We start from the raw sequence: 21,447 nt of genomic DNA on the forward strand, positions 1-21,447 counted from the left end.
AGGGGACGCCAGTTTTTTTGGCATCACGTAGTTTTAGTTTTTACCGCTGCGGAGCGGTAGTTCAGTTGGTTAGAATACCGGCCTGTCACGCCGGGGGTCGCGGGTTCGAGTCCCGTCCGCTCCGCCAAGCACTCAATGATTAAGCGCCTCGAGAGGCGCTTTTTTGTTGTCTGTTAAAAAAGTTGTCCGTTAAAAACAATCGCTTGATCCCAAGCTCACGCCGACAACTCTGCGAGCCACGCCGCAGCTCCCGTCACGAGCACACCCTGTCTAGACTGAGCTTGCCTCAACTGTCCCACTAGCTGAACGGCAGTCGCCTCTGGAAACTCCCCTGCAAACCTTGCCAGTGCTGGATGCACACGATCATCCGTTGCTTTGCACTCAATCAAATGCGTCAACGCACGATCCTCGCTGATCGCAAAGTCCACTTCGGCACCGTCCTTGGTTCGAACATAATGCAGCTCTAGTTCACGCCCTGAACGATCTTGCAAAAAATGCACATGCTTTTGCAGCATCGTCGCCATTGCATTTTCAAGACGTACCCCCGCATCCCCTCTCACCAAGCCCGTGTCATAAAAATAAACCTTTGGAGTTTTGAGCAACCCTCTAGCTATATTTTTATGCCAAGGGCGGATCGTGAACACAATAAACAGGGCTTCCAAAATTTCCAGATAGGTCGCCAGTGTCGCAGGTGAAATCGCGAGATCACGTGCGATGGATGCCAGCGATAGGGGCGAGCCAACACGGTCACGCAAAAGTTCAACGAAAAGCCGCATGGCACCAACTTCTCGCAAACGCGAAAACTCGAGTACGTCGTCGCGAATCAAGCCAGTCAAATATTGTGAGCGCCAACGATTGGCATCCTCAATTGACTCGGCCATGCACGGCTCGGGAAATCCACCCCGCTCGATCAGATGAGAAAGCGCCACTGAAGGCTCCATACCCATCGTTGAGCAACATTCCTTGACGGAAAACGGATGCAAGCGATATGAATAAAAACGACCTGCCAAAGACTCTCCAGCATGTCGAAAAGTATCCATGCGCGCACTACCCGTCACCAATAAGGATTGCGTCTCAGGTCGACCATCCACGACGCCCTTGAGCCAGTTTTTCCAGAGATGCATTTTGTGAATCTCGTCCAGGATGAGTAGGCCGGCATCCTGTCGCCAGGCTTGATCGACCAACACGCGACGATCTTGAGCCACATCCCAGTTTAAATACTGTGCCAGCTCGAACTGCGGCATCAACTGCTTGGAAAGTGTCGTCTTGCCGACCTGACGTGGTCCAGTCACGATCACCATCTTGCGATGGAGATCCTTGAGAATGAGGTCGTCTAGGTAGCGTTTCATTCGACTATTTTACAGTGAATTGCAAAAAAGTCGCGACTATTTTGCAATTAACTGAATAAAAGTCGGAGTTTATAAAAGGCCTTCCTTTACCCGCGCACCGCATTCTTAGGCAACGTCATCGACACCAACGCCACCACAATCAGCAACCCACCCGACATGCCAAACGCGACCCAGTGCGTCCCAAAAGTCTCGAACCCCCAGCCGCCAAGCCAGGAGCTAAACGTCGCGCCAAACTGGTGACCGAGATACGCTAGGCCATACAACACGCCCACCAGCCTCACGCCATAGGTATCGGCCAATATCGCCGAGGACATCGCGATACTGCCCGCCCACACCAAGCCGCCAACAAAGGAGGCTGCGAAGAGCTCGACGTGTGTGCCCACCATCACCAACGCAAAAAAGCCCAGCCCGCGGACAAAATAAATCACGGCCAAAATACTGCGGCGCTCGAGCTTGTCTGCCACGCGTCCCAACAGCAACGTACCAAAAATCGCCACAATCCCGATGATGCTAATGCCCAGCGCGCTGGTTGCCGAATCAAATCCATGATCCATCAGCATTGGCATGCCGTGCGTACCCAAAAGATTCATACTAAAGCCGCAGGCAAATAGTCCAAGGCAGATTTTCCAGAACACGACTGTACGCACTGCATGAGAGAAAGTCATCGCAGAGGCCGCAGCGGCTCTTTGTTTGTTTTCAGCCGTAATCTGAGAAGGCAAAAGATCCGTATTTTCAGGTGCGGCATCATTAATAATGAAAAGTGCAGACGGGATGGTCAACAAGGCAAATACGATCGCAAAGCCCAGCAAGGTCATCTGCCAGCTATAGGTCTCAATCGCCCAGGTCATCAAGGGGGTCATGATGGCGATACCGGCCATCGAACCAGTAGAGAGATAAAACAGCGCCATGCCACGCTGGCGTGTAAACCAACGGCTAATCACGGGCGTCAACGCAACTGGACTGGTAAAGGCCAAACCAATCGACAGCAGTACGCCAAAAGACAACATGAACGACCAAGGTTCACGCGCCACGATGGCCCAAAGCACCGAGCCCATCACAATCACCGTCCCGAGCAATAGCACAACACGCGTGCCGAAACGCGCGATCAACATTCCCGCGACTGGCATGCCGATGCCATAAAAAACCATCCCCACAGCAATAATCGTCGCAAGCAAGGTCCGACTAAAACCAAGGTCCTCGGCCATAGGGATAAAAAATGGTCCGATGCCCAGCCTCATCCCGACCGTCAGCAGCGTGATAAACGTCGCGGCGGCGACAATATTCCAACCGAAATACCACTTACCTGGTCTTGCCTGCACCTGAGTCAAACTCGTCCCCTTTATTTTTTATTGGATACCCACAACGCTCTAACTGTATGTCTTGCTTGGATCGACCTGACAAGTCAGCCGCAGGCAGGGCCACATCATCGCCCTTTAGACGTGCCCACAACCAAGGCAAGGCGGTGGCGACATCAGGTCTTTGCCCAATCGCTCGCGACACAACCGCCCCTCCCTGACCTGCCACACGCTCGCCCGTTGCAACACCTGCGGTATCCCCCACAGGCCCCACATCAAAGCGGAAAAAATAATACGGCTCCTGGCCCATGCGTAAATCCATCACCGTCAAGCGTCCGTCTTGCTGACCCAAGCTATAAAAGCCATGGCTAAATTTAGCAATCGCCAACACACCGGCATTACTCAGAGCTGCCTGATTCAAGGCATCGCATCTTGGATACTGCCTCCAAGTAATCTGAGACTTATCATCCAGCAGGGAGCGAAACCCTTCGTAGTAGTACTCAGGCGTCATCGCCACCAAGCGCCACAAAATTGAATTAAACGCTGTGGGATTGATTAACAAGCGCTCAGCTTGAATGCCAGACTCTTTAAGAGAGGCTTCAGCGCTTTTAGTCATGTAAACCTGAACACCCAAACCCCAAGCCAGATAAAAAGCACTGAACACGAGACCGATTGCGTTCCATCTCAAGCCCCGTGCAGACTTCAACACGAGCGCAGCACCCAGCCCAATTAATAGGGGCAAGGTAAAGAGCGGATCGATAATAAACACACTGCCCAGACCAAAGGGGTGATCCGTAAACGGCAGCAACAGTCTCGTGCCGTACACGGTCATCAAATCCAGCAGCGGATGGGTAAAGAGCGCCAGCCACAGCGCAAAGGTCCATCTTCGCCACAACGCAGAATGCACCTCTGGACCGCGAACCTGTAGACGCGCCAAGCCCCAACCCAACAGAGGTGCCAGCAAGCTCAGATACAGCAGTGAATGGCTCTCAGCCCGATGATTCACCATATTCAAAATGGCATCACCGTGATTGATTACGACATCCAGGTCCGGCAACGTCCCTGCCAAGCCACCCCAAAGAGCAGCTTTCCAGACCGCTGTGCGTCGCCCCATGACGCTCACACTCAGTGCCGCCCCCAAAGCAAACTGACTTACCGAATCCATTTAGGCCGCCACATCAACAATACCAAGAGCAACGCACAGCTCGAGCTAAAGACATACAGCATGTTGGGTCCACCCGCACGCATCAACGCCCCGGCAATCATCGGTCCGATCGTGGCGCCTACGCCATAGGTCATCAATACGACAGCAGCCAAGCCCACGCGTTTTTCAGCACTCACACGATCATTCGCGAGATTAGAAGCGAGGGTATAAAAGGTGAACTGAATCACACCAAAGCCCGCCGCAAAAATCAGCATCACCCAATATGGCCAGCTCATCCAGCCCCACATCATCACGGCGATCACGGTAAAAATGACTGCGTTGTTGCGAATCAATTTTGCGCGATCCGTGCGGTCGGAGAGCCAACCCATCGGCCACTGCGCCACGAGGCCTGCAATCACACTCGTCGCCGTATACAAGGCGATCTGTGGCGTGCTCAAGCCTTGGCCTAGTGCGAAGACTGCGGCCAAGCCGTAAAACGATGCAGAAATATTGCCCGCTAAAAATACCGTAAACATCGCTTGCGGCGCGGCTTTGAAAAAATAGGGGAAATCGATGGGGGCAGGCAGCTGAGGGATGGGCAGCTTGCGTTGCGTCAACACAATCGGCAACAAGCTTAACGCCTGACAAAACGCGACAAAAATCAGTGGACGCAAATCGAGTGTCGGATACAGCGTGATCGCCATTTGTCCAAGTGCAGTCCCAGAACCGGACATCACCATATAAACCGACATGACGCGACCGCGATGACTATTTTCAGTTTGCTCGTTGAGCCAACTTTCAATCACGATGTACTGAATGGACATCGCCACACCCACGATCAGGCGCAACCCGATCCAGACAGGCAAAGAGTCAAACAAGCTCTGTGAAAGAACTGCGCAAATCGACACGATCGCGGCCGTTGCACAGGCGCGGACATGCCCCACACGGATAATCAGGCGATGCCCGATTCGAGCGCCAAACACCAAGCCCAGGTAATACGCTGAGATGAGCGTCCCAATCCAAAAGGCACTCACCGACTCTGCGGACAATTTCAATGCGATATACGTATTGAATAGCCCGGTACTTGCCAACATCAACAGAGTAGCAAGATACAGCGAGGGAAACGAACCGAGGGTTGAGATCATCAGAATATGAAAACATCCCGCCACCAAAAGACACAGTCCTAAGAAGGCGGGATGAGAGGCAACAAGAGCATGACAAAAAAGTCGGCCATGCTCAGCCTAAAACAATACCAGCAAAAAAACGCTGGCTTAGATCGCCTTGAGCATCGAAGCTGCGTCGCTGACTTCGTACTTGCCAGGACCTTCAACGTGCAGGACTTTGACCACACCGTCAACGATGTAGGCTGCGTAGCGGGTTGAACGAACGCCCATGCCGCGTGCAATCAGATCAAGTTCCAGACCGAGTGCTTTGGTCCACTCAGCCGAGCCGTCACCCATCATGCGAACCTTGCCCGCGACTTTCTGCTCACGGCCCCAGGCACCCATCACAAATGCATCATTGACCGAGACGCACCAGACTTCGTCAACGCCTTTGGCTTTGATGGCATCGAAATGCTCAACATAGCTCGGGACGTGCTTGGCAGAACATGTAGGAGTAAAGGCACCAGGCAAAGCAAACATCAAAATCTTTTTGCCCTTGACCAGATCGGAGACTTTGAAAGAGTTGGGGCCGACGGTGCAGCCTGCTGTTTCAGTTTCGATAAATTCTGTGAGTGTGGCATCGGGTACTCGATCGCCGACTTTGATCGTCATATTCGCTCTCCTGAGGCGTCACGGGCAGCGACGGCTGCCACACTTGAGCCTAGCGTGTGCTCTATCATAAGCCAGCCAGGAGACAAGCGGGAGGGTAAATCTTCAGCAACCACATGCTCTGGTGAGAATCTCCCCACAGAGCATATGGTCTTACGCGCTCAAGGAAGCATTACTTCACTGCTTTTGGTTCTTCTTTGACGCGATATACCAATACGGAGGTATGCGTCAGCGCCAACACCTTGGTCGTCACACTACCGAGCAACAGTCGCGACAAACCGCTGCGTCCATGGCTACCAATAAAAATCATGTCGCACTGATAATCCGTGGCGGCCTGAACAATGCCGTCAGCGATATTGAAGTTCGACACGGCATGCGCAGTCGCCTTCACACCTGCAGTCTCGGCGCGATCCACAACACCTTTCAGGTACTTTTTAGCCTGATCCGCATTGGCCTTGTCATAATCCTCGTCCGTGATCGCGTAAGCCGCCGACATCCCGTCAAAACCCATCGTCGCGGCAAAAGGTTGCGACACATGTAGCGCCACAACCTCGGCACCCGTTGAACGAGCAAATGAAATCCCGGCATTGGCAGATTGAGCTGACAAAGCGGAACCGTCAGTTGGAATCAATATCTTTTTAAACATCATGGCATTCACTCCAAAGAGAACTACATGACCGCATACTAGACCTTAATCTGCGACAGCCAAACAGACTTTGAGCAAATCATTGATCCAGATCAAGAATTTCCAGTCGCCGCGCGATACAACACGGTACAACGGGTGCCAGAGCGGCAATACGCCAAAATTGGCTTAGGCAAGGTCGCCAACAATTCAGTAAACCGGGCAACGTCCTGAGCCGTCATGCCGCCACTCACCACAGGCTGATACTCGACAGCTAGTCCGGCGGCCTGTGCCGCAGCGATGACCTCAGCCGCGGTGGGCTGATTGGGGCCCGACTCGTAATCGGGGCGGTTGATAATGACACTTTTGAACCCTGCGGCAGCGACGGCAGCCATGTCGCTCGGCTGCAATTGAGGGGCAACTGCAAAATCAGGATTCAAGGCACTAATGGGCGTGGACACGGACATCTCCTAAATATTCAAACAAGCTTAGATAAAGCTTAGTATACGCAGCGAAAACCAATATAAACCACGTAGACATCCTCAGGCTTGTATTGCATACCCTCCAAACGCATCTGCGAGGGGCCGTACCACCAAGAGCCCCCTGCCGTTAAATGGGTCTTGCCCTGCGTGTCTAATAACCACTCCCAAGCATTGGCCCCCATATCGAACAGTCCGTTGACTCCTGCGCGGGTGCGACCAACCGGGGCATGACGCACCCAACCATCCGCGTCACCCTTCACATTGGCCCCCTCCCCAGTGTCTCCAGTCGGATACTCGTAGGTTTTACCCTTTACAAAGGGCGCGGGAGGATTGTCACGCTGTTCTGTATAGGCCGCACGCTGCCATTGCGCCTTGGTGGGTAAATCCCCCCCCGCATCCTGGCAAAAGGCGCGCGCCTCGGACCACTTCACTTGCACCGCGGGCTCATCAGGTTGTGCGGGCTCACCAAAAGGCGAGCGCCAGTTCCAGCCTTTGCGCTTTTGCCAACCCATGACATATTCAAAACCTCCACCGCTGCGCTCGGCCTCCGTCACGATACCTTTGCGCTTTGCGTATTCGGCAAAACGACCAATACTGACCTCCGTCAGATCAATCTTGAAGTCTCCTAGGTCGACTCTCGGGCTCTGCGCAGTGGGTTGAGCGAACGCAACAGAAGAGGTAACCAATGCAATCGCCATGGCCAACCGGTTCAACTGTGTGCGAACAGCGAGTTTCTGGGGCATATTCTGTGACATAAATAGGATCTCTTGGTGCAAGGACAAATTTGAGCGATACTCGACTGTAAATCAACACAACCCAGCAGTACATAACATCCATATAAACCGGAGATAAAAATGATTTTGGTTGGCCGCTACGTTTCCCCCTTTGTCCGCCGCGTAGGCGTGGTTCTTCAAACGCTTGGTATTCCTTACGAGCACAAAAGCCTGTCAACCGCAAAAGACGTCGAGGCCATCAAGGCATTTAATCCAATCGCCAAGGTGCCCGTCTTGGTCTTGGAAAATGGCGAACATTTGGTGGAAAGCTCCGCCATCATAGACACCCTGCTTGAAATGAGCCCCGGTCAGACACTGCTGCCCGCGAGCGGAGCGCAGCGTCGCCACATCCTCCAGCATTGCGCCGTGATGACGAGTGGTCTCGACAAGGCGATTCAGATTTTGTACGAACCCCTCAAGCGTCCCGCAGAAAAAGTGCATCAGCCCTTCATCGACGGTCTGGGTGCACAAGTCCGCGCCAGCTTGGTCATGCTCGAAGCACTCGCAGCAAAAAATACCTTCCCCGGTGGCGACAAGGCACGTCTCGATTGCCTGACCGTCGCAGTCGGCTGGTTCTTCCTCAATAAAATGCTTCCAAAAGTTGCCGTTGCAGCCGACTTCCCTCACCTCGTGGCCCTCACGGCACGTTGTGAAGCCTTACCATCATTCAAAGCCTGCCAACTCGAGGCTTAAACCCATGCAGTGGGCAACATCAGCCATGAAATCAAACGTTTTTCATGGCTGGTGGATGGTCGCGGGCTGTATGGCAATCGCGACCGTTGCATGGTCCTTTGGGCTTTACGGACCCAGCGTTTATCTGCACACCATTAGCGACATGCACGACTGGTCGATTGGCCTGGTGTCATCTGCCCTGACTCTCGCCTTTCTTGTGAATGCCTCAGTCTTGAGCTTCGTTGGAAGCGCAATCTCCAAATACGGCCCGCAACGCGTCATGGCACTGGGTGCCACCGTCATGGCGAGCGGCTTTATCGCCATGGGTGGCATCTCACAAGTCTGGCATGTCTATGCGTGCTTTGCCTTGATGGGACTGGGCTGGTCTTGCCTGTCCACCACCGCTATCACCTCCTCGCTTGCCCCTTGGTTTGATCGCCATCAGGGACGTGCTGTCTCTACAGCCATGCTGGGTGCGAGCATCGGCGGAATGGTGGGGGTCCCTGTCTTACTGCTCCTGATCGGCTGGCTGGGCTTTTCTCATGCCATGCTGATCGTCGCACTGATTGTCCTCGCAACCGTCTGGCCCATCAGCTTTTTCATTTTGCGCCGCCGCCCTCAAGATCTGGGACTCCTCCCTGACGGCATTGCCGCAGCAGACTCAACACGCCCCACAACCGCCCGCACCTGGACACGCTCAGCAGCGCTGAGCACCACTGCTTTACGCACCGTCACGTTGGCCTTTGGCTTTGCGCTGATGGTGCAGATCGGCTTTCTAACACATCAAGTGTCACTACTACTCCCCGCCATTGGCGCCTCCGCCACTGCGCTATGCGTCACGATCGCCGCCGTCCTGGCTTTTTTCGGGCGGATTTTGCTGGCACGCTTTTCAGACCATCTGGACGTCCGACTCATCGCCTGTGGCGTCCTGATCAATGCTGCGATCAGCTTGAGTCTAGGCGCGCTGTTTCATGACTACACCTGGGCACTCATCATCGCCGTCTTAGGTTTTGGACTATCTGCGGGCAATATCACCACACTGCCACCTCTCATTGTGCGGCGCGAGTTTGGCGCCGCCTCCTTTGGAATCATCTTTGGCATTGCCGCAATGTTGATGCAGCTCATGTCCTCGCTAGGACCCGCATTTTTCGGCGTGTTATATGACCTCAGTGGCGGCTATCAACTCCCACTTGGCTTGGCCGCAGGCCTCAACTTTTTTGCCGCCTTCGTCATCATGCGCGGCCGTCACACATCCATCAAGGAGATTTCATGAGCTGGGCTATCACCAAAGACAATATTCGCCTGCACTACGAAGAAGCGGGTCAAGGCACTCCCATCGTATTCGTGCACGAATTCGCCGGCGATTGGCGCGCTTGGGAGCCACAGATGCGGCATTTTTCACGCCGCCATCGTTGCCTCACCTATTCCGCGCGTGGGTACACTCCCTCTGATGTGCCCAAGGACGTCAGCGCCTACTCTCAAGAAAACGCAGTACAAGACATCCTGGCAGTGATGGATGCCGCCAAGATTGAACGTGCGCACATCGTCGGCTTGTCGATGGGTGGTTTTGCAACCCTGCATTTTGGACTCACGGCTCCCGAGCGCGCCTTGTCCCTGACCGTTGCAGGCGCAGGCTACGCCGCTGAAAAATCGACCCAAGAACAGATGCGCGCCAAGTCACGCGCTACGGCGGATCAGTTTGAAAAAATCGGGGCCAAAGAGCTCTCCAAAACCTACGCCCTCGGCGCGACCCGCGTTCAGCTTCAAAATAAAAGTCCACGCGGCTGGCAAGAGTTTGCCACCCAACTCGGTGAGCACGATAGCCTAGGGGCTGCCAACACGATGCGCGGTGTGCAGGCTGCTCGCCCATCGATCTACGACTTTGAAGCGCAACTCAAAAACATGCATGTTCCTACGCTCGTCATCAACGGTGACGAAGACGACCAATGCATCGCACCTGGTATCTTTCTCAAAAAGACCCTCCCGGCCTGTGGTCTGCTCATGCTGCCCAAGACTGGTCACACCATCAATCTTGAAGAGCCCGACTGGTTTAATCTGTTTTTAGCGGACTTTATCGCAACGGTCGAAGCCAATCGTTGGACCGTCCGTGACCCTCGCTCCATGCCTCATGCCTGAGTGCACACCACGATGAGAAACCCATGAACACTCAGCCCTCCCTCGAGCAGCGCCTCACAGATCTGGAAATCAAAACTGGACTCGCTGACGATATGCTCGATCAACTCAACCAAACCATTTTTCGTCAACAGCAATTGATCGATGCCTTGGCGCGCGAGGTGAACGCCTTGCGCCAACAGTTACCCCAAGATCGCAATTCGGGCTTACAAAACCTGCGTGACGAACTGCCGCCGCATTATTAATTATTTGGCCATGATGCGTTTGAATAAATCGCTTTCCACCCAGCCGCGCAGCCATCGCCGCGTTGCTGGGTAGGGACTTGTCTCAAACCACGCCGCATCGACCGCAGCAAACTGTCGGACAAACGGAAACAGCGCCACATCACTCAACGCAGCCGTTTCTCCACCTAAAAAAGCGTGTTGAGACAATTGCTGCTCCAGCACCTCTATCTGACACGACAAAGCCTGCCCACGATAATAGGCCGCATCAAACTCTGGGTAACGCTCTGCGTATTTATAGCGATCGAGCCAGTGTTTAAACGTCGTGTCATTGCACGCAATTAAAGTCTCTTGTTGCGCATACGCCTCAGAGCCAGGCTGACAGCGCAACCAATGCAAAGGATCATTTTGCGCAAGCGCCCAACGCATGATGTCCAAACTCTGATCGATTACACGACCATCCGCACAATGCAACACGGGCACCGTCCCTTTAGGAGAAATCTCCAGCATCTCGGGCGGTTTATCGCGCAAACTAATCTCACGCACCTCGACGGCAATTTCCGCACAACGCAGCGCCATCCGCGCGCGCATGGCATACGGACAACGTCGATACGAATATAAAACAGCTGTCAAAATCAGAGCCCTTTTTTAAGACGAGACAGACAGTCGATATGCCTTGGCTGCCGTACCAAAAAACAACGCATGCTTTTCTGCAGCTGAATAAGGTGATGCGATACGTTTAAAGGCATTCCACAAGACGTGATAGTCGACCGAGTCTCGATCTGGAGGAAAGTTACTTTCAAACATACAACGCTCAGGCCCAAAGGTTTCAATACAAAAATTAAAGAGAGGGCCCCATGCCTCAGCCAACAGCTGAGAAGTTGACGGCCGCTCAAGCGCATCCATCCCAAAACCCAGATATGGCATGCCCAAACCACCGAGCTTGACGTATACATTGGGGCAGCGCGCCAACACGCGCATGGAGTCTTGCCAATGCGCAGTGGCTTTGGCTTCGTGCCCAAGATAGGTCCGAGTCTTGGCGATCAAGCCACCAATGTGATTGAGATTGATCGTCGTCTCAGGGAAAGCAGCCGCGAGATCGGCCAGCTCCGAAAGTTGAGGGTGATACACCATCGCATCAAAACTCAATTCACGCGCGGCCAATAGGGCAAAGCCCGCACGAAATTGCGGGTGACTCAACAAACCTGGTGGAATCACATACCGGCTATTGTTGAGCGCCTCATCCGCATCCCACTTCGTGATCAAACGAATCCCACGATAGCGCTTGGGTGCTGTCGCAAGCTGCGCATCAAGCAGCTCTGCGATCTCTGCACCAAAGGTCAAATCTGCCCCACCCACAATCCCCGCCGCCACAAGCGTGTTGCCATAGGCCTGACTGTCCGCAACAGCCGCCATCCCATTGGCAAACTCAACCTCACCGAGATGCTTCATCATCTCCGGCACACTTTTTCCGTAATAAGACCCGCCCTCGATATACACCGTGCCGCGAATATTGTGACCAGACTGCGCATCCGCAAAAAACTCACGGATCAAATACGTCTGACCCGGCTTGTCCCATAGATGGTGATGGGCATCAGTGATCGGACGTTCAGGATCGATGATCTCTTCGCGCAGCATGCCCCGCCAAGCAGAGTTGTCCTTGAGAACATGCACGGCTGCAGGAGAGCCGTCAGGATTTTTATTTTGTCTCACCTTCAATGCGGATGGCATGACTGAGCTCCTCTTGTAAAAGTGACGATTGATACAGCAAACGCGGCACTTCAGGCGCGCGACACCAGAAAAGGCGGCACCGTCACAAACTCCTCATCACCCGAGGTATTGTCCCGCCACATAAAAATATTAAATTTTCCAGGCGCATCAAAAACAGTCAGACCATGATGCCAGACGTTGGGCTTATACGTAATCCCCTGCGAGTCATTGGCCAGAAAAGCTTGCACGCGTTCCATGTCCGGCTTGCCCTGCGCATCATGAGGCGCAACCACAATCATCCAGACAGACACTTCCGCAGGCATAAAACTTTGTGATGAAAACTCGTGGCGCTCCAGAACCTCGACTTGAAAAGGCAAAGCAGGACTCGGCTCTTTAAAGGTCGTGGACAGAGATGCTGAGGCGTGGGGACGCAAGTTACCCAGCGCCTCTTGAAAATACACCCGGCTCGGCACCTTGGGCATATCTAACACGTCACCAAACGGCGCGAAATCTTTTGCATTTAAAGGTTTGGCAATAATGGTTTTCACTTCGACGCTCCCAAGAAAAAGTTCATCAACTCAGCTGAAGGTGTATAGATTGGCACATATCCACGCATAAACACCTGCGTATTACGCGTATAAGCTGCCCAAGGAATCGACGCACCCTCGCCTGACAAGGCTCCGCAAATGCGGGCCCGCAACACCCCGGCTGGATTTTCCATCTCGACGACGATTTCTCTTTCTTCTTTTGAAAACTCGGAAAGATGCTGCGCCATATCGTGCGCAACAGTTCCAGGTAATAAACAGGCCGTTGCCAGACAGCAGCCACCCGTGACGGCGAGAGAATTATGTGCCGACTGAGGCGTAAAGTATCTCACCGTGATGTGTCCAGAGTGCTTAGGTGGAGAGACCATGCAAATCTTGGGCACGGTTTCGCTGTTTTCCAGTTCTGTGCGCGTCATCAAGTCACCGCTGCGCTTCTTGAGTCCCATTTTCAGACCCGCTTCGACCCATATCTCACGTAGACGCGCAAGGAGAACAAGATCGCGATTCAGGACATCCGGCGTCTCATCGCCTTGCTGCCCCAACTCCGCAGCACTCACAATCACCATCGGCACTGCGACATCCAGACAGCTCGCGGTGACACCCGCAAAAACATCCTTGCGATTGCCCGTGGGAAAGAGCTTTCCCGTCTTGGCGCCAATCGGCGCTCTGAGACTGAGTTCAACGCCCGGAAATTCACCCATCACACCGGGAATCTCGGTGTCGGCGGGCACCATGGCATTCCCCTCGAGCGTACTCAACCGCGCATCGGTAATGACTTTGGTATTGGTATTGAATATACGCAGCTGCGTGAGAGGTTTTTGCGCCTGAATCAAACCCGTCTCTAAAGCGTAAATAGGCAACGCAGACGACATATTGCCGCAATTCACACTCCAGTCGATCGCCGACTTGTCCGCAGCAAGCTGTGCCAGCGTGCTGCTTAAGTCGGCCTCAGGACCTTCATGCATATTGAGCATAAACACTTTGTTACTCGTCGCCGGCCCACGGCCAAGGCCGTTAATTTGCTTATTACCTTTGGTTTCACCCGTGACTGGGACACCCATGACGCGTCGGATTAATTCTTCTTTTAATTCCAGCGATTGGGGTAAATGTGGCTCCCAAAGGACGATACCGGTGGACGTACCGCCACGCATGTAGTAAAGGGGAAAGTGTGCCACTCCGTTAAAAAGTCTAGGTGAAAAACTTTCAAAACCGGGTGGCTTGGGCGCGTGCTTGTTGGCATTGGACGCCTGGGTATTCGACATTTTCAGCTCTTTATGTGGGCGAATTCGGAAGAAAACTTTTGCCCATCATAGCTGCTGGTCGAGGCCAGCGCTATTGCGCCAGCCTAGAAAAACACTTTACTTGAGAATCATGACCTTGATTTCTTCAATTGTCACGAAACCATCGTTATTTGTGTCGATTTTCTTGAAATTTGAAGCAATGCGCGGCATACCTGCTTTGGCTTCCTCAAGCGTGAGCTTGCCATCAGCATTCTTATCTGTAGAGGCGAAGCGCTCCTCAGCATCTTTGATCTGTTTTTCCTGACTGGCAGTGGGGGTCTGTGCACTGGCCACTGTCGCAAAAACCAAAGCGGTTACAGTGAAAATGCTTGAAATCAGTTGACGAATAGTCATGAGATACATCCTGGTGAATCAATCCGCAAAAGTGCGGATCTGATGGGACTTTAGCACTAGCACCCTCTCTTGACCCCTCGACATACTGGCAAATACTGACACCTCACCAAATCTACCGCGATTGCCCGAGCGCACTAGAAATCCAAGGCAACACCATTTCAGCCAACTGCTCTGGCTCTTCCATTGGCATCATGTGACCACAATGCTCAAGGACCATAAGAGGTGCCTTCGCGGCTTCGGCCATTTCCTGGGCCTCTTGCATGGTCCGCAACCGATCCTGATCCGCAGTCACCACGAGCACCGGACATGGAATCGTGTGCATCTTCTCAAGATCTGACTTTCGCTGGAGTGCAGATAATCTAGCGAACACCTCTGCGCCAAGGCGTTCGCCCATGTCTTTGAGGCGCGCGATCAGGACCTCATCATTTTCTCGCTCAACGTGCACCGCACGCTTTAACGCGCTTCGACTCATGCCCCGGAACATTTTGGCGGCAGGTCCGTCCGTCACTGGCGGCACAGTCGGTCTGGTGGATGTTCCAATCAATATCAGCGCCTCTACACGCTCAGGCGCCTGATACACCATGTGTCGAGCGATATAACCTCCGAGCGAAAAACCCATCAGAATGAAACGCTCCGGACAACGCTGCAGATTACTCGCGGCCAACTCCTGCAACGTGGCGCCCTCTCTAAAGTCCGCATAGATGACGTTGTAATCTTTTAAAAAAGGAACAAAGTCACTCCACATATCGTAATCAGTCATAAAACCGGGTGCCAACACAATGGTGGGTCTAGTCGTTGTGTTCAAGTTCATGCCTCGTTCAATACCTTTCGAATTGTTTCAATCATCAGTGGCATATCCGCATTTGGATTGGCTGCAGTGTTGCGTAGCCACTTGTCTTGTCCAATGGTCACTGTGGACGTCATCCCGACTGGCAAGGCTTTTAATAAGTGCTCAAAGACAGGCTGACTGCGCGCACGCCACACAACGATACCTGTTGTTGGCAAAGCAAACAGTTCCAGCCGCGCCTCATTGCCAATATATTCAGCCAACTGATCTGCCATGTCCATGCAATGCTCGATACGTTGAGCCACGCCCTCGCGGCCCCAACTCATTAACATCGCGAGTAACGGAATCGCGGTCGCGCCATGCGAACCCAGCAGACCCACGTTTGGCTCAGTTAAATATGCACCACCAAAACTAATCGCTTCAGTCGCTTGAGCGGAATTGCGGAAAAACACCAACGCAGACTCTTTTGGCTGAAACAACCATTTATGAGAAGACACGGCTACAGAATCCGCCCGTACAATACCCGCTAAATGATCTGCATAGCGGGTCAGCCGCAACGGCCCTCCCCAGGCTGCATCCACATGCGTCCAAGCGGCTTGACCGATCAGCGTCAGTGGATCGAGCGCACCAACGCTCGTCGTACCCGATGTCAAGACCAAGGCAGCGCGGCTGAGGTCTTTGGGCAACGCCTCCACATTCAACACACCGCGTTCGTCTGTTGGAATCATCGTAAAACGCAAACCTAGAATATGCGCTGATTTTTTAATCGACAGATGCGCCGAATCAGAAGCCACCACTTCGGTCACGCCCGCACATTCGCGCGCAGCCCACAGCGCGGTGAGATTCGCCGCGGATGAGCCGGGCGTCATATGACCGCCTGTCATACCAAAATACGGGCACAGCCACTCAACTACTTTTTCTTCAAGCTGGCGCGCAACCGGTGCCGTAGCAGGATGTAACAGGTTTTGATTGAGCGATGCATTCCAAAGTGTGGTGGCCCATGTGATCCATGGCGTCGGAGGATCTTTGTGCGCAAACGCGACTGGCGATCCTAAGCGTGCTGCTTGGCCGAGCACGAGGGGAGCAAGCTGATCCAAGGTCGCCATCGACCCTAATCCTCTCTCTGGCAAATTTAAACCAAGGGAAAAAGCATCGCCCGAAACAAAGAACTGCTTCATCAACGCAACAGCATGCTCTAGCGCCTGGGCGTCAAGCAAAAATTCCTGATCAAGCTCACGCGACACGTGTTATCCACCTTGAAAATCAATTTATGTTTAAACATATTCAACTTTAATATTATCGCCGAGTCCGGTCAGAGATCGCTCTGCCCTATTTCTTGGCGTTGCTTCTGTGACCTCTGTTATCCTTTCTGTATGGAAATTCTTCAAATCAACCTTGAAAAAGGCTGGCGTGGCGGTGAGCGACAAACGCTTTTAACCGCTTGCGCGCAACGCGATCTCGGCCACAATGTCAAACTTGTTTGTCGGGCAGGTGCTGAACTTTCTCTCAAGGCTCGCGAGGCCGGCTTCACTGTGCACCACGCCCGCAGTGCCCTCTCCCTTGCAGGTTGGCTCGCGTTATATGGCGCACGTTTTGATATTTTGCATGCACAGACAGCGGGTAGCGTGACCGGAGCCGTTTTAAGCAAACCGTTTCATCGACGCCCTATTGTCTTTTCAAGACGGACAGACTTTCCTATCAAAACAGGCCAGTTTTTTACCCGACTCAAATGGCAATGTGTGGATCAACTCGTGGCAATCAGCCAGGCTGCAGCCTCTGAACCACGCAGATTAGGCATCACGCCCATTATCATTCCGAGCGCAACACTCACCATCACCCTCGATACTCACAGAATCAACAGCTTTCTTTCCACCCACGCACTTGCAGGCAAACGACTCATTGGTACCAGTGCAGTGCTCAAGCCTGAAAAAGATCCTCTCACCCTTATCGAAGCCGCCGCTCGCGTCTGTCAAAAGCATCCGGATGTTGTTTTTGTTCATTGGGGTGCCGACGGCCCATCCTCTATGGCTGCGCGTGCCCGCATCATCGAACTTGTACTTGAGAAAAAATATCTTCTTTTAGGTTTTCAAAAAAATCCCGAACAACTCTATCCGGTTCTAAGCGCCTTCGTTCTGTGCTCAATTTCTGAAGCACTGGGAAGCAGCATCCTAGATGCCATGTCCTTAGGTGTTCCCGTGATTGGCACGCGTACGGGCGGAATCAAAGAGGTCTTGGCTGAAGGTCGAGGCTTACTCGCACCAGTCGGTGACGCAGCTGCGATAGCTCAGCACATCGAATGGTTACTCAGTCATCCAGATTCTGCCCAAGAAATGGCTGCCAATGCCAAGCAGTATGTTAAGACCGAACATGATATGCACCAGATGGCTCAAAAATATCTAACGCTTTACGCTAAATTAAGTCGTTAGTGCTTGTTGGATAAACTGCTCAAGCGACTGAGCCGGCAGCGCACCGCTGACACGATTGACTTCCTTGCCACTCTTGTAGGTCGCGAGTGTCGGGATCGAACGAATATTGAGACGTTGCGATAAAGCCTGATTTTCTTCGGTATTGATTTTGATGTGCAATACCCGATTGGCGTGTTTAGCAGCACTTGCTTTAAAGGTCGGTGCAAACATCTGGCAAGGCCCGCACCAGACCGCCCAAAAATCTACCACGATGGGTAGGGGAGACTGTGACAACAGCTCATTAAAAGTCTGCTCATTCACATCTACAGGCGCCGTCAAAAGATCTTGCTTGCAGGCGCCACAAATCGGCGCGTTCGCGAGTCGGTCAACGGGGAGTTGATTGGTTTTCTGGCAGTGGGGGCAGGTCATCTTCATGTGTTTCTCCAAGACCGGTCACAACGTCGACCCCTACCTCACCACTTTGAATGATAGTGACTTAGAGATCGTCCTTCGATACCTTTTGCCATGAGCCATCTGGATTAAAAGATGTGATCTGTTTCGCCAATCGTTCCGTTGCTGGACCCAGATTCTTTTGATAAACCTGACCCGCTTGATTGACTATAAACGTCATGACACCAGATTGACCGTAGGTCACAGGCCATGCCAATAGGGCATATCCGCCAATCATACGTCCATTTGCCACATAGTTGAGTGCGCCGCCTAGTGCTGATGCACCTTGTGACGTTAGAACGCGAAACAAGTACCCATGAAAACCTCGCTCGTCGATGCCATCAACCGACTTGGACTCTGCGAAATACTCACCAATCGGGCTGCGCGGCTCATCTGCATTGGTCGGCCAGTACAAACCATCTTTGGTGCCAGGGGTACTTTGCAAGCGTTGCGCATATTGCAAGACACCATCACCCATGCGATCTTTCTCAGCATATTCCATCTGCGCATCACCGTAGGCTAGCATCGCTTTAATCGCAGCGATTTCATTCACACCGACCGTGCGCTGCTTCATCTCCTGTGCCGCCAGATCTAAATCAAAGCGCCAATCTGCTCCTTGTTTCACAAGAGGAATCGGTAAAGTCCAACCTTTTTCACCCACGCCAATGTGCGCGAGCTGTGGATTGTCCATCACGATTGAGTGAGACTTTTCCCATGCCGCCACAAAGCGTTGGTAGTCTTCTTTTGAAGGCGCAGGAATGTATGACTTGTAATCTTCTCCGAGCATCAGACGAAATAACAAATCATCTTTATTTTTTACCGCATAACCGAACTCCTCCATCGCAGCCTGCGGTGTTTTAAATACTTGCTGAATACGTTGTGCGTGGGTAGTGGCGGATGCCATCAACAACCCAAATGTCACAATCAATACCGAACCAATGCGTGCAATCATGATGATCTCAATCTAAGTCTAAGAAAGTTCGAACCCAACATGCGGCCTTAGCCGCGACCGTGGCCACGTCCACCACCGCCGCCACCTCCACCGCCTCCGAGTCGACCACCTCCACCACCGCCATGACCAACATTGGGTCGAGACGCTGCAGCCACACTTGCGCGTCCCCGATCAATTGACTGCCTTCCCGCATCGACACCTTTGAACGCATCACCGCGTGCGGCAGGGGCAGCCTGCGCCGCGCGATTTTGAACCGCATCACGTTGAGGAGCGGGTCGATTTTGCTCAATGTTTCTAGCAGGGGCTGCGGCAGCAGCATTTCGTACCGGAGCAGGTGCATTGCCAATATTGGCCGCGTTTCTAACGGGGGCATTGCCTGCATTGGCCGCACGTGCCGGCGCATGTCCACGTAAATCATTACGCGCACTCACCGCACCCGCATCGCGATTCGAATAACGCTGGCGTGATCCATTATCCCGGTATGCGACAGCACCACGATGCTGAGGATTATGTTTCCAACTGCTATTGCCTTGGCCTGAGTAAAAATTATTTCGGTTAATACGATTAAAGTTATTAACGTTGATGTTCACATCACGGTTATTCCAGTTAAAGCCACCAAATATTGCACCAGCTGCTGCAACGCCCGCTCCCCACATCAAGCCATTGACCACCGCCTGACCTGGATACCAGCTCATCACGCCTGGGTAGTACATAGGCGGATAGGCCGGGTAGGCCCACGCACCATACACAACACTTGGGTTGTAGGCTGGGACATAGATCACACTAGGCTGCGCAGGCGCGATAATGATTGTTTGACCTTCTGTCGAAACATTCTGCTGCGCATTTGAACTTAAATTCCCTGCCTTTTGAGCTTGAGCACGCAAACGCTGGACAGAGTCCATGACATCGCCCTGCTGCGCCAGAAATGCATCGCCAATTTTTTGTGTCCAATCGAGCTGGTCACTCATCATCGTCAATAATTTTGGAAATGCCACAAGCGATTGCACACTAGGATCCCAAGTCTGATCACTGACTTTGCTCAGCGCAGCATCTCCGCCTGTATTACCGGTGGATTTTGACCATCTTGCAGCTTGAACAATTTCTAGCGGATAAGTCGCTGCCATCAAGACTTGAGAAAGTAATGCATCGGGATAGAGCGCGATTGGCGCCACCATTGCATCAATTTCTTGCGCTGAAAATACCGGTGCATTGCTATTTTGAGTTTGAGCTGAGCCAGCACCTTCGCTGTCAGCTGACTGACCCATAGTGGGCGCCGCCCACGCAACGGTGAGCGCAACAAAAATCATCGACAAACGATAGGGGGTCTGCATAAGCCATCCAGAAAGGAATCAATTCTGAGAAATAGTGCAACGATCAAATCAAACGCCGCACCTTAATTTTGTAAATATTACAATTGTTGTCGATCGCATCCTGACTCGGAAAAAATTATTCTATTGATTGACTAAACAACCTCACTCAAAACAGATCCGGCGTATCCCAATTGGGCTAAAAAGTTGGCCAATACTGAAGTTTTTTAACAACATTATGCGCAGAATTTTTCTCCTCGCTCCTTCACTTGCTTTCACTTTATTGCTGCTCTGCTATCCCTATAGTCAGTCGCATGCACAAGGTCGAGGTCTGCTACCTGCTGCAAAAATTAAACAAAGTGCTGACGAAGTGCTGGCCATGATGTCCTATTCCGTTGTGCCCGACTTAACGAGTAGCTTTCTCTCAATCAGGGATGATCAAGTCGGACAAAACAAATTGTTTATGACACAGTTTGCTGGCGGAGAAACGGTCAGTAAAAGTGTGCCGGTTTATCTTGAAGGATCAGCGGCATTCATGCGCTTTGATCCAACCTTTGTGACCGAGGGTGACTCTCGCAGAGTGCCTTCACGGTGGAACTCGGTTGCACTATCCGGTGGCGTTGGCTACGACTTTCCGATCGCAAAAAACCTTGTACTACGCCCGATCTTCAATTTCTCACTTGCGCACCTTGAATCGGACGCCTCTCTGGCCGGCCGCTTGATCGATGATCGATTCGACACATCGCTGGACTTTCTAAAAAGAGGTCGCCTCAATGCCTATGGCCTAGGTGGCTCCATCATGCTTGATTACACTCTGGTTAAACCAGAGCACGAAATCGATCTAGAGTTGCGCTACACCAATATTCGGCTACGCACCTTTGACGCCTCAGCAACTGTCGGTGGCTCGGCCTCTGCCGAAGCCGCCAGTCTCTATGCACGCTATCGAGCCCCAACAGGTCTACAAATCATGGAGCGTCCGCTGCGCTATGTTTTAGAGGCCGCCAATACTGTCTACTTAGGTGACCAGCGTGGCTTACTCGGTTTTAACAACCTTTCCTCTGTGGGTGCTGGCATTGAATTTGACTCCAGCAAATATAAAGCTGTTGTGACACGCACGCGACTGGTTGCCCGTTACGCTTTTGGACAAAACGTTCGTGGCTTTGCCATTGGTTTAGCCGTGAGTTTTTAACCTTT

General features: G+C 52.6%; 24 protein-coding genes and 1 tRNA gene. 7 read left to right on the top strand and 18 right to left on the bottom strand.

Annotated elements, in window-relative coordinates:
* The first annotated feature begins 50 nt into the window (after positions 1-50).
* A tRNA-Asp gene (locus WBJ47_RS10480) sits at positions 51-127 on the top strand.
* Between the two features lie 88 nt (positions 128-215).
* On the opposite strand, the gene WBJ47_RS10485 is transcribed toward WBJ47_RS10480, so the two are convergent.
* The 8 genes from WBJ47_RS10485 to WBJ47_RS10520 all read right to left on the bottom strand — a co-directional run bounded on the left by WBJ47_RS10485 (position 216) and on the right by WBJ47_RS10520 (position 7,419).
* A complete protein-coding gene (locus WBJ47_RS10485; protein WP_422243020.1) occupies positions 216-1,349 on the bottom strand; it encodes an ATP-binding protein in 1,134 nt (377 codons plus the stop codon).
* Between the two features lie 86 nt (positions 1,350-1,435).
* A complete protein-coding gene (locus WBJ47_RS10490) occupies positions 1,436-2,677 on the bottom strand; it encodes an MFS transporter (protein WP_422243021.1) in 1,242 nt (413 codons plus the stop codon).
* Entirely contained in the window at positions 2,649-3,809 is a 1,161-nt protein-coding gene (locus tag WBJ47_RS10495; protein WP_422243022.1) for a metal-dependent hydrolase, read from the bottom strand. The genes WBJ47_RS10490 and WBJ47_RS10495 overlap by 29 nt, the downstream gene beginning before the upstream one ends.
* Positions 3,797-4,933, bottom strand: coding sequence for an MFS transporter (locus WBJ47_RS10500; RefSeq protein WP_422243023.1), 1,137 nt, complete (start codon positions 4,931-4,933; stop codon positions 3,797-3,799). The genes WBJ47_RS10495 and WBJ47_RS10500 overlap by 13 nt, the downstream gene beginning before the upstream one ends.
* 126 nt (positions 4,934-5,059) lie before the next feature.
* Complete coding sequence (locus tag WBJ47_RS10505) at positions 5,060-5,563, bottom strand: peroxiredoxin (protein ID WP_422243024.1); 504 nt, start codon at positions 5,561-5,563, stop codon at positions 5,060-5,062.
* Positions 5,564-5,732: 169 nt separating this feature from the next.
* Positions 5,733-6,206 carry a universal stress protein gene (locus tag WBJ47_RS10510; protein ID WP_422243069.1) on the bottom strand — a complete coding sequence of 158 codons (474 nt, stop codon included), beginning with the start codon at positions 6,204-6,206 and terminating at the stop codon, positions 5,733-5,735.
* Positions 6,207-6,298: 92 nt separating this feature from the next.
* Positions 6,299-6,643 carry a TIGR01244 family sulfur transferase gene (locus tag WBJ47_RS10515; protein ID WP_422243025.1) on the bottom strand — a complete coding sequence of 115 codons (345 nt, stop codon included), beginning with the start codon at positions 6,641-6,643 and terminating at the stop codon, positions 6,299-6,301.
* Between the two features lie 38 nt (positions 6,644-6,681).
* Positions 6,682-7,419: a formylglycine-generating enzyme family protein gene (locus WBJ47_RS10520; RefSeq protein ID WP_422243026.1), complete on the bottom strand. Its 738-nt coding sequence runs from the start codon at positions 7,417-7,419 to the stop codon at positions 6,682-6,684.
* 99 nt (positions 7,420-7,518) lie between these two features.
* Between WBJ47_RS10520 and WBJ47_RS10525 the strand changes: the two genes are divergently transcribed.
* The 4 genes from WBJ47_RS10525 to WBJ47_RS10540 are packed head-to-tail and all read left to right on the top strand — an operon-like array spanning position 7,519 to position 10,487.
* Positions 7,519-8,130, top strand: a complete 612-nt coding sequence (locus tag WBJ47_RS10525; RefSeq protein WP_422243027.1) for a glutathione S-transferase family protein — start codon at positions 7,519-7,521, stop codon at positions 8,128-8,130.
* A 4-nt stretch (positions 8,131-8,134) separates the two neighbouring features.
* On the top strand, positions 8,135-9,382 hold the full coding sequence (locus tag WBJ47_RS10530; protein ID WP_422243028.1) for an MFS transporter: 1,248 nt from the start codon (positions 8,135-8,137) through the stop codon (positions 9,380-9,382).
* On the top strand, positions 9,379-10,245 hold the full coding sequence (locus WBJ47_RS10535; protein WP_422243029.1) for an alpha/beta fold hydrolase: 867 nt from the start codon (positions 9,379-9,381) through the stop codon (positions 10,243-10,245). The genes WBJ47_RS10530 and WBJ47_RS10535 overlap by 4 nt, the downstream gene beginning before the upstream one ends.
* Before the next feature lie 23 nt (positions 10,246-10,268).
* On the top strand, positions 10,269-10,487 hold the full coding sequence (locus tag WBJ47_RS10540; protein ID WP_422243030.1) for a SlyX family protein: 219 nt from the start codon (positions 10,269-10,271) through the stop codon (positions 10,485-10,487).
* Here the strand turns inward: WBJ47_RS10540 and WBJ47_RS10545 are convergent, their stop codons facing one another.
* From WBJ47_RS10545 to WBJ47_RS10575, 7 genes are all read right to left on the bottom strand, one after another.
* Positions 10,488-11,096, bottom strand: a complete 609-nt coding sequence (locus tag WBJ47_RS10545; protein WP_422243031.1) for a glutathione S-transferase — start codon at positions 11,094-11,096, stop codon at positions 10,488-10,490.
* 15 nt (positions 11,097-11,111) lie between these two features.
* A complete protein-coding gene (locus WBJ47_RS10550; protein ID WP_422243032.1) occupies positions 11,112-12,194 on the bottom strand; it encodes an amidohydrolase family protein in 1,083 nt (360 codons plus the stop codon).
* A 50-nt stretch (positions 12,195-12,244) separates the two neighbouring features.
* Entirely contained in the window at positions 12,245-12,721 is a 477-nt protein-coding gene (locus WBJ47_RS10555; protein ID WP_422243033.1) for an ureidoglycolate lyase, read from the bottom strand.
* Positions 12,718-13,980: a PrpF domain-containing protein gene (locus WBJ47_RS10560; protein ID WP_422243034.1), complete on the bottom strand. Its 1,263-nt coding sequence runs from the start codon at positions 13,978-13,980 to the stop codon at positions 12,718-12,720. Before WBJ47_RS10560 ends, WBJ47_RS10555 begins: the two co-directional genes overlap by 4 nt.
* Before the next feature lie 96 nt (positions 13,981-14,076).
* Positions 14,077-14,352 (bottom strand): EF-hand domain-containing protein, encoded by a 276-nt coding sequence (locus WBJ47_RS10565; protein WP_422243035.1) that lies wholly within the window; start codon positions 14,350-14,352, stop codon positions 14,077-14,079.
* Positions 14,353-14,464: 112 nt separating this feature from the next.
* Positions 14,465-15,163 carry an alpha/beta fold hydrolase gene (locus tag WBJ47_RS10570; RefSeq protein WP_422243036.1) on the bottom strand — a complete coding sequence of 233 codons (699 nt, stop codon included), beginning with the start codon at positions 15,161-15,163 and terminating at the stop codon, positions 14,465-14,467.
* Entirely contained in the window at positions 15,160-16,383 is a 1,224-nt protein-coding gene (locus WBJ47_RS10575; RefSeq protein WP_422243037.1) for a pyridoxal phosphate-dependent decarboxylase family protein, read from the bottom strand. The genes WBJ47_RS10570 and WBJ47_RS10575 overlap by 4 nt, the downstream gene beginning before the upstream one ends.
* A 129-nt stretch (positions 16,384-16,512) precedes the next feature.
* Here WBJ47_RS10575 and WBJ47_RS10580 point away from each other — a divergent pair, with 129 nt between their 5' ends.
* Positions 16,513-17,565 (top strand): glycosyltransferase family 4 protein, encoded by a 1,053-nt coding sequence (locus WBJ47_RS10580; RefSeq protein ID WP_422243038.1) that lies wholly within the window; start codon positions 16,513-16,515, stop codon positions 17,563-17,565.
* Here WBJ47_RS10580 and trxC read toward each other — a convergent pair.
* The 3 genes from trxC to WBJ47_RS10595 all read right to left on the bottom strand — a co-directional run bounded on the left by trxC (position 17,554) and on the right by WBJ47_RS10595 (position 20,277).
* Entirely contained in the window at positions 17,554-17,979 is a 426-nt protein-coding gene (trxC, locus tag WBJ47_RS10585) for a thioredoxin TrxC (RefSeq protein WP_422243039.1), read from the bottom strand. The genes WBJ47_RS10580 and trxC overlap by 12 nt on opposite strands.
* Positions 17,980-18,040: 61 nt before the next feature.
* Positions 18,041-18,946 carry a DUF2950 domain-containing protein gene (locus WBJ47_RS10590; RefSeq protein WP_422243040.1) on the bottom strand — a complete coding sequence of 302 codons (906 nt, stop codon included), beginning with the start codon at positions 18,944-18,946 and terminating at the stop codon, positions 18,041-18,043.
* Positions 18,947-18,993: 47 nt separating this feature from the next.
* Entirely contained in the window at positions 18,994-20,277 is a 1,284-nt protein-coding gene (locus WBJ47_RS10595; RefSeq protein ID WP_422243041.1) for a DUF3300 domain-containing protein, read from the bottom strand.
* A 214-nt stretch (positions 20,278-20,491) separates the two neighbouring features.
* Here WBJ47_RS10595 and WBJ47_RS10600 point away from each other — a divergent pair, with 214 nt between their 5' ends.
* Complete coding sequence (locus WBJ47_RS10600) at positions 20,492-21,442, top strand: hypothetical protein (protein ID WP_422243042.1); 951 nt, start codon at positions 20,492-20,494, stop codon at positions 21,440-21,442.
* Positions 21,443-21,447: the final 5 nt, after the last annotated feature.

The sequence above is a fragment of the Zwartia sp. genome, from assembly GCF_049655405.1.
GTDB lineage: Bacteria > Pseudomonadota > Gammaproteobacteria > Burkholderiales > Burkholderiaceae_B > Zwartia.

Bases quoted from the DNA above. Each gene is read 5' to 3' on its own strand.
- WBJ47_RS10525 (WP_422243027.1), top strand. From the start codon at position 7,519: ATGATTTTGGTTGGCCGCTACGTTTCCCCCTTTGTCCGCCGCGTAGGC.
- WBJ47_RS10505 (WP_422243024.1), bottom strand. From the start codon at position 5,563: ATGACGATCAAAGTCGGCGATCGAGTACCCGATGCCACACTCACAGAA.
- WBJ47_RS10600 (WP_422243042.1), top strand. From the start codon at position 20,492: ATGCGCAGAATTTTTCTCCTCGCTCCTTCACTTGCTTTCACTTTATTG.
- trxC (WP_422243039.1), bottom strand. From the start codon at position 17,979: ATGAAGATGACCTGCCCCCACTGCCAGAAAACCAATCAACTCCCCGTT.
- WBJ47_RS10565 (WP_422243035.1), bottom strand. From the start codon at position 14,352: ATGACTATTCGTCAACTGATTTCAAGCATTTTCACTGTAACCGCTTTG.
- WBJ47_RS10550 (WP_422243032.1), bottom strand. From the start codon at position 12,194: ATGCCATCCGCATTGAAGGTGAGACAAAATAAAAATCCTGACGGCTCT.
- WBJ47_RS10535 (WP_422243029.1), top strand. From the start codon at position 9,379: ATGAGCTGGGCTATCACCAAAGACAATATTCGCCTGCACTACGAAGAA.
- WBJ47_RS10485 (WP_422243020.1), bottom strand. From the start codon at position 1,349: ATGAAACGCTACCTAGACGACCTCATTCTCAAGGATCTCCATCGCAAG.
- WBJ47_RS10500 (WP_422243023.1), bottom strand. From the start codon at position 4,933: ATGATCTCAACCCTCGGTTCGTTTCCCTCGCTGTATCTTGCTACTCTG.
- WBJ47_RS10590 (WP_422243040.1), bottom strand. From the start codon at position 18,946: ATGATTGCACGCATTGGTTCGGTATTGATTGTGACATTTGGGTTGTTG.
- WBJ47_RS10520 (WP_422243026.1), bottom strand. From the start codon at position 7,419: ATGTCACAGAATATGCCCCAGAAACTCGCTGTTCGCACACAGTTGAAC.
- WBJ47_RS10540 (WP_422243030.1), top strand. From the start codon at position 10,269: ATGAACACTCAGCCCTCCCTCGAGCAGCGCCTCACAGATCTGGAAATC.
- WBJ47_RS10595 (WP_422243041.1), bottom strand. From the start codon at position 20,277: ATGCAGACCCCCTATCGTTTGTCGATGATTTTTGTTGCGCTCACCGTT.
- WBJ47_RS10580 (WP_422243038.1), top strand. From the start codon at position 16,513: ATGGAAATTCTTCAAATCAACCTTGAAAAAGGCTGGCGTGGCGGTGAG.
- WBJ47_RS10530 (WP_422243028.1), top strand. From the start codon at position 8,135: ATGCAGTGGGCAACATCAGCCATGAAATCAAACGTTTTTCATGGCTGG.
- WBJ47_RS10495 (WP_422243022.1), bottom strand. From the start codon at position 3,809: ATGGATTCGGTAAGTCAGTTTGCTTTGGGGGCGGCACTGAGTGTGAGC.
- WBJ47_RS10560 (WP_422243034.1), bottom strand. From the start codon at position 13,980: ATGTCGAATACCCAGGCGTCCAATGCCAACAAGCACGCGCCCAAGCCA.
- WBJ47_RS10570 (WP_422243036.1), bottom strand. From the start codon at position 15,163: ATGAACTTGAACACAACGACTAGACCCACCATTGTGTTGGCACCCGGT.
- WBJ47_RS10510 (WP_422243069.1), bottom strand. From the start codon at position 6,206: ATGTTTAAAAAGATATTGATTCCAACTGACGGTTCCGCTTTGTCAGCT.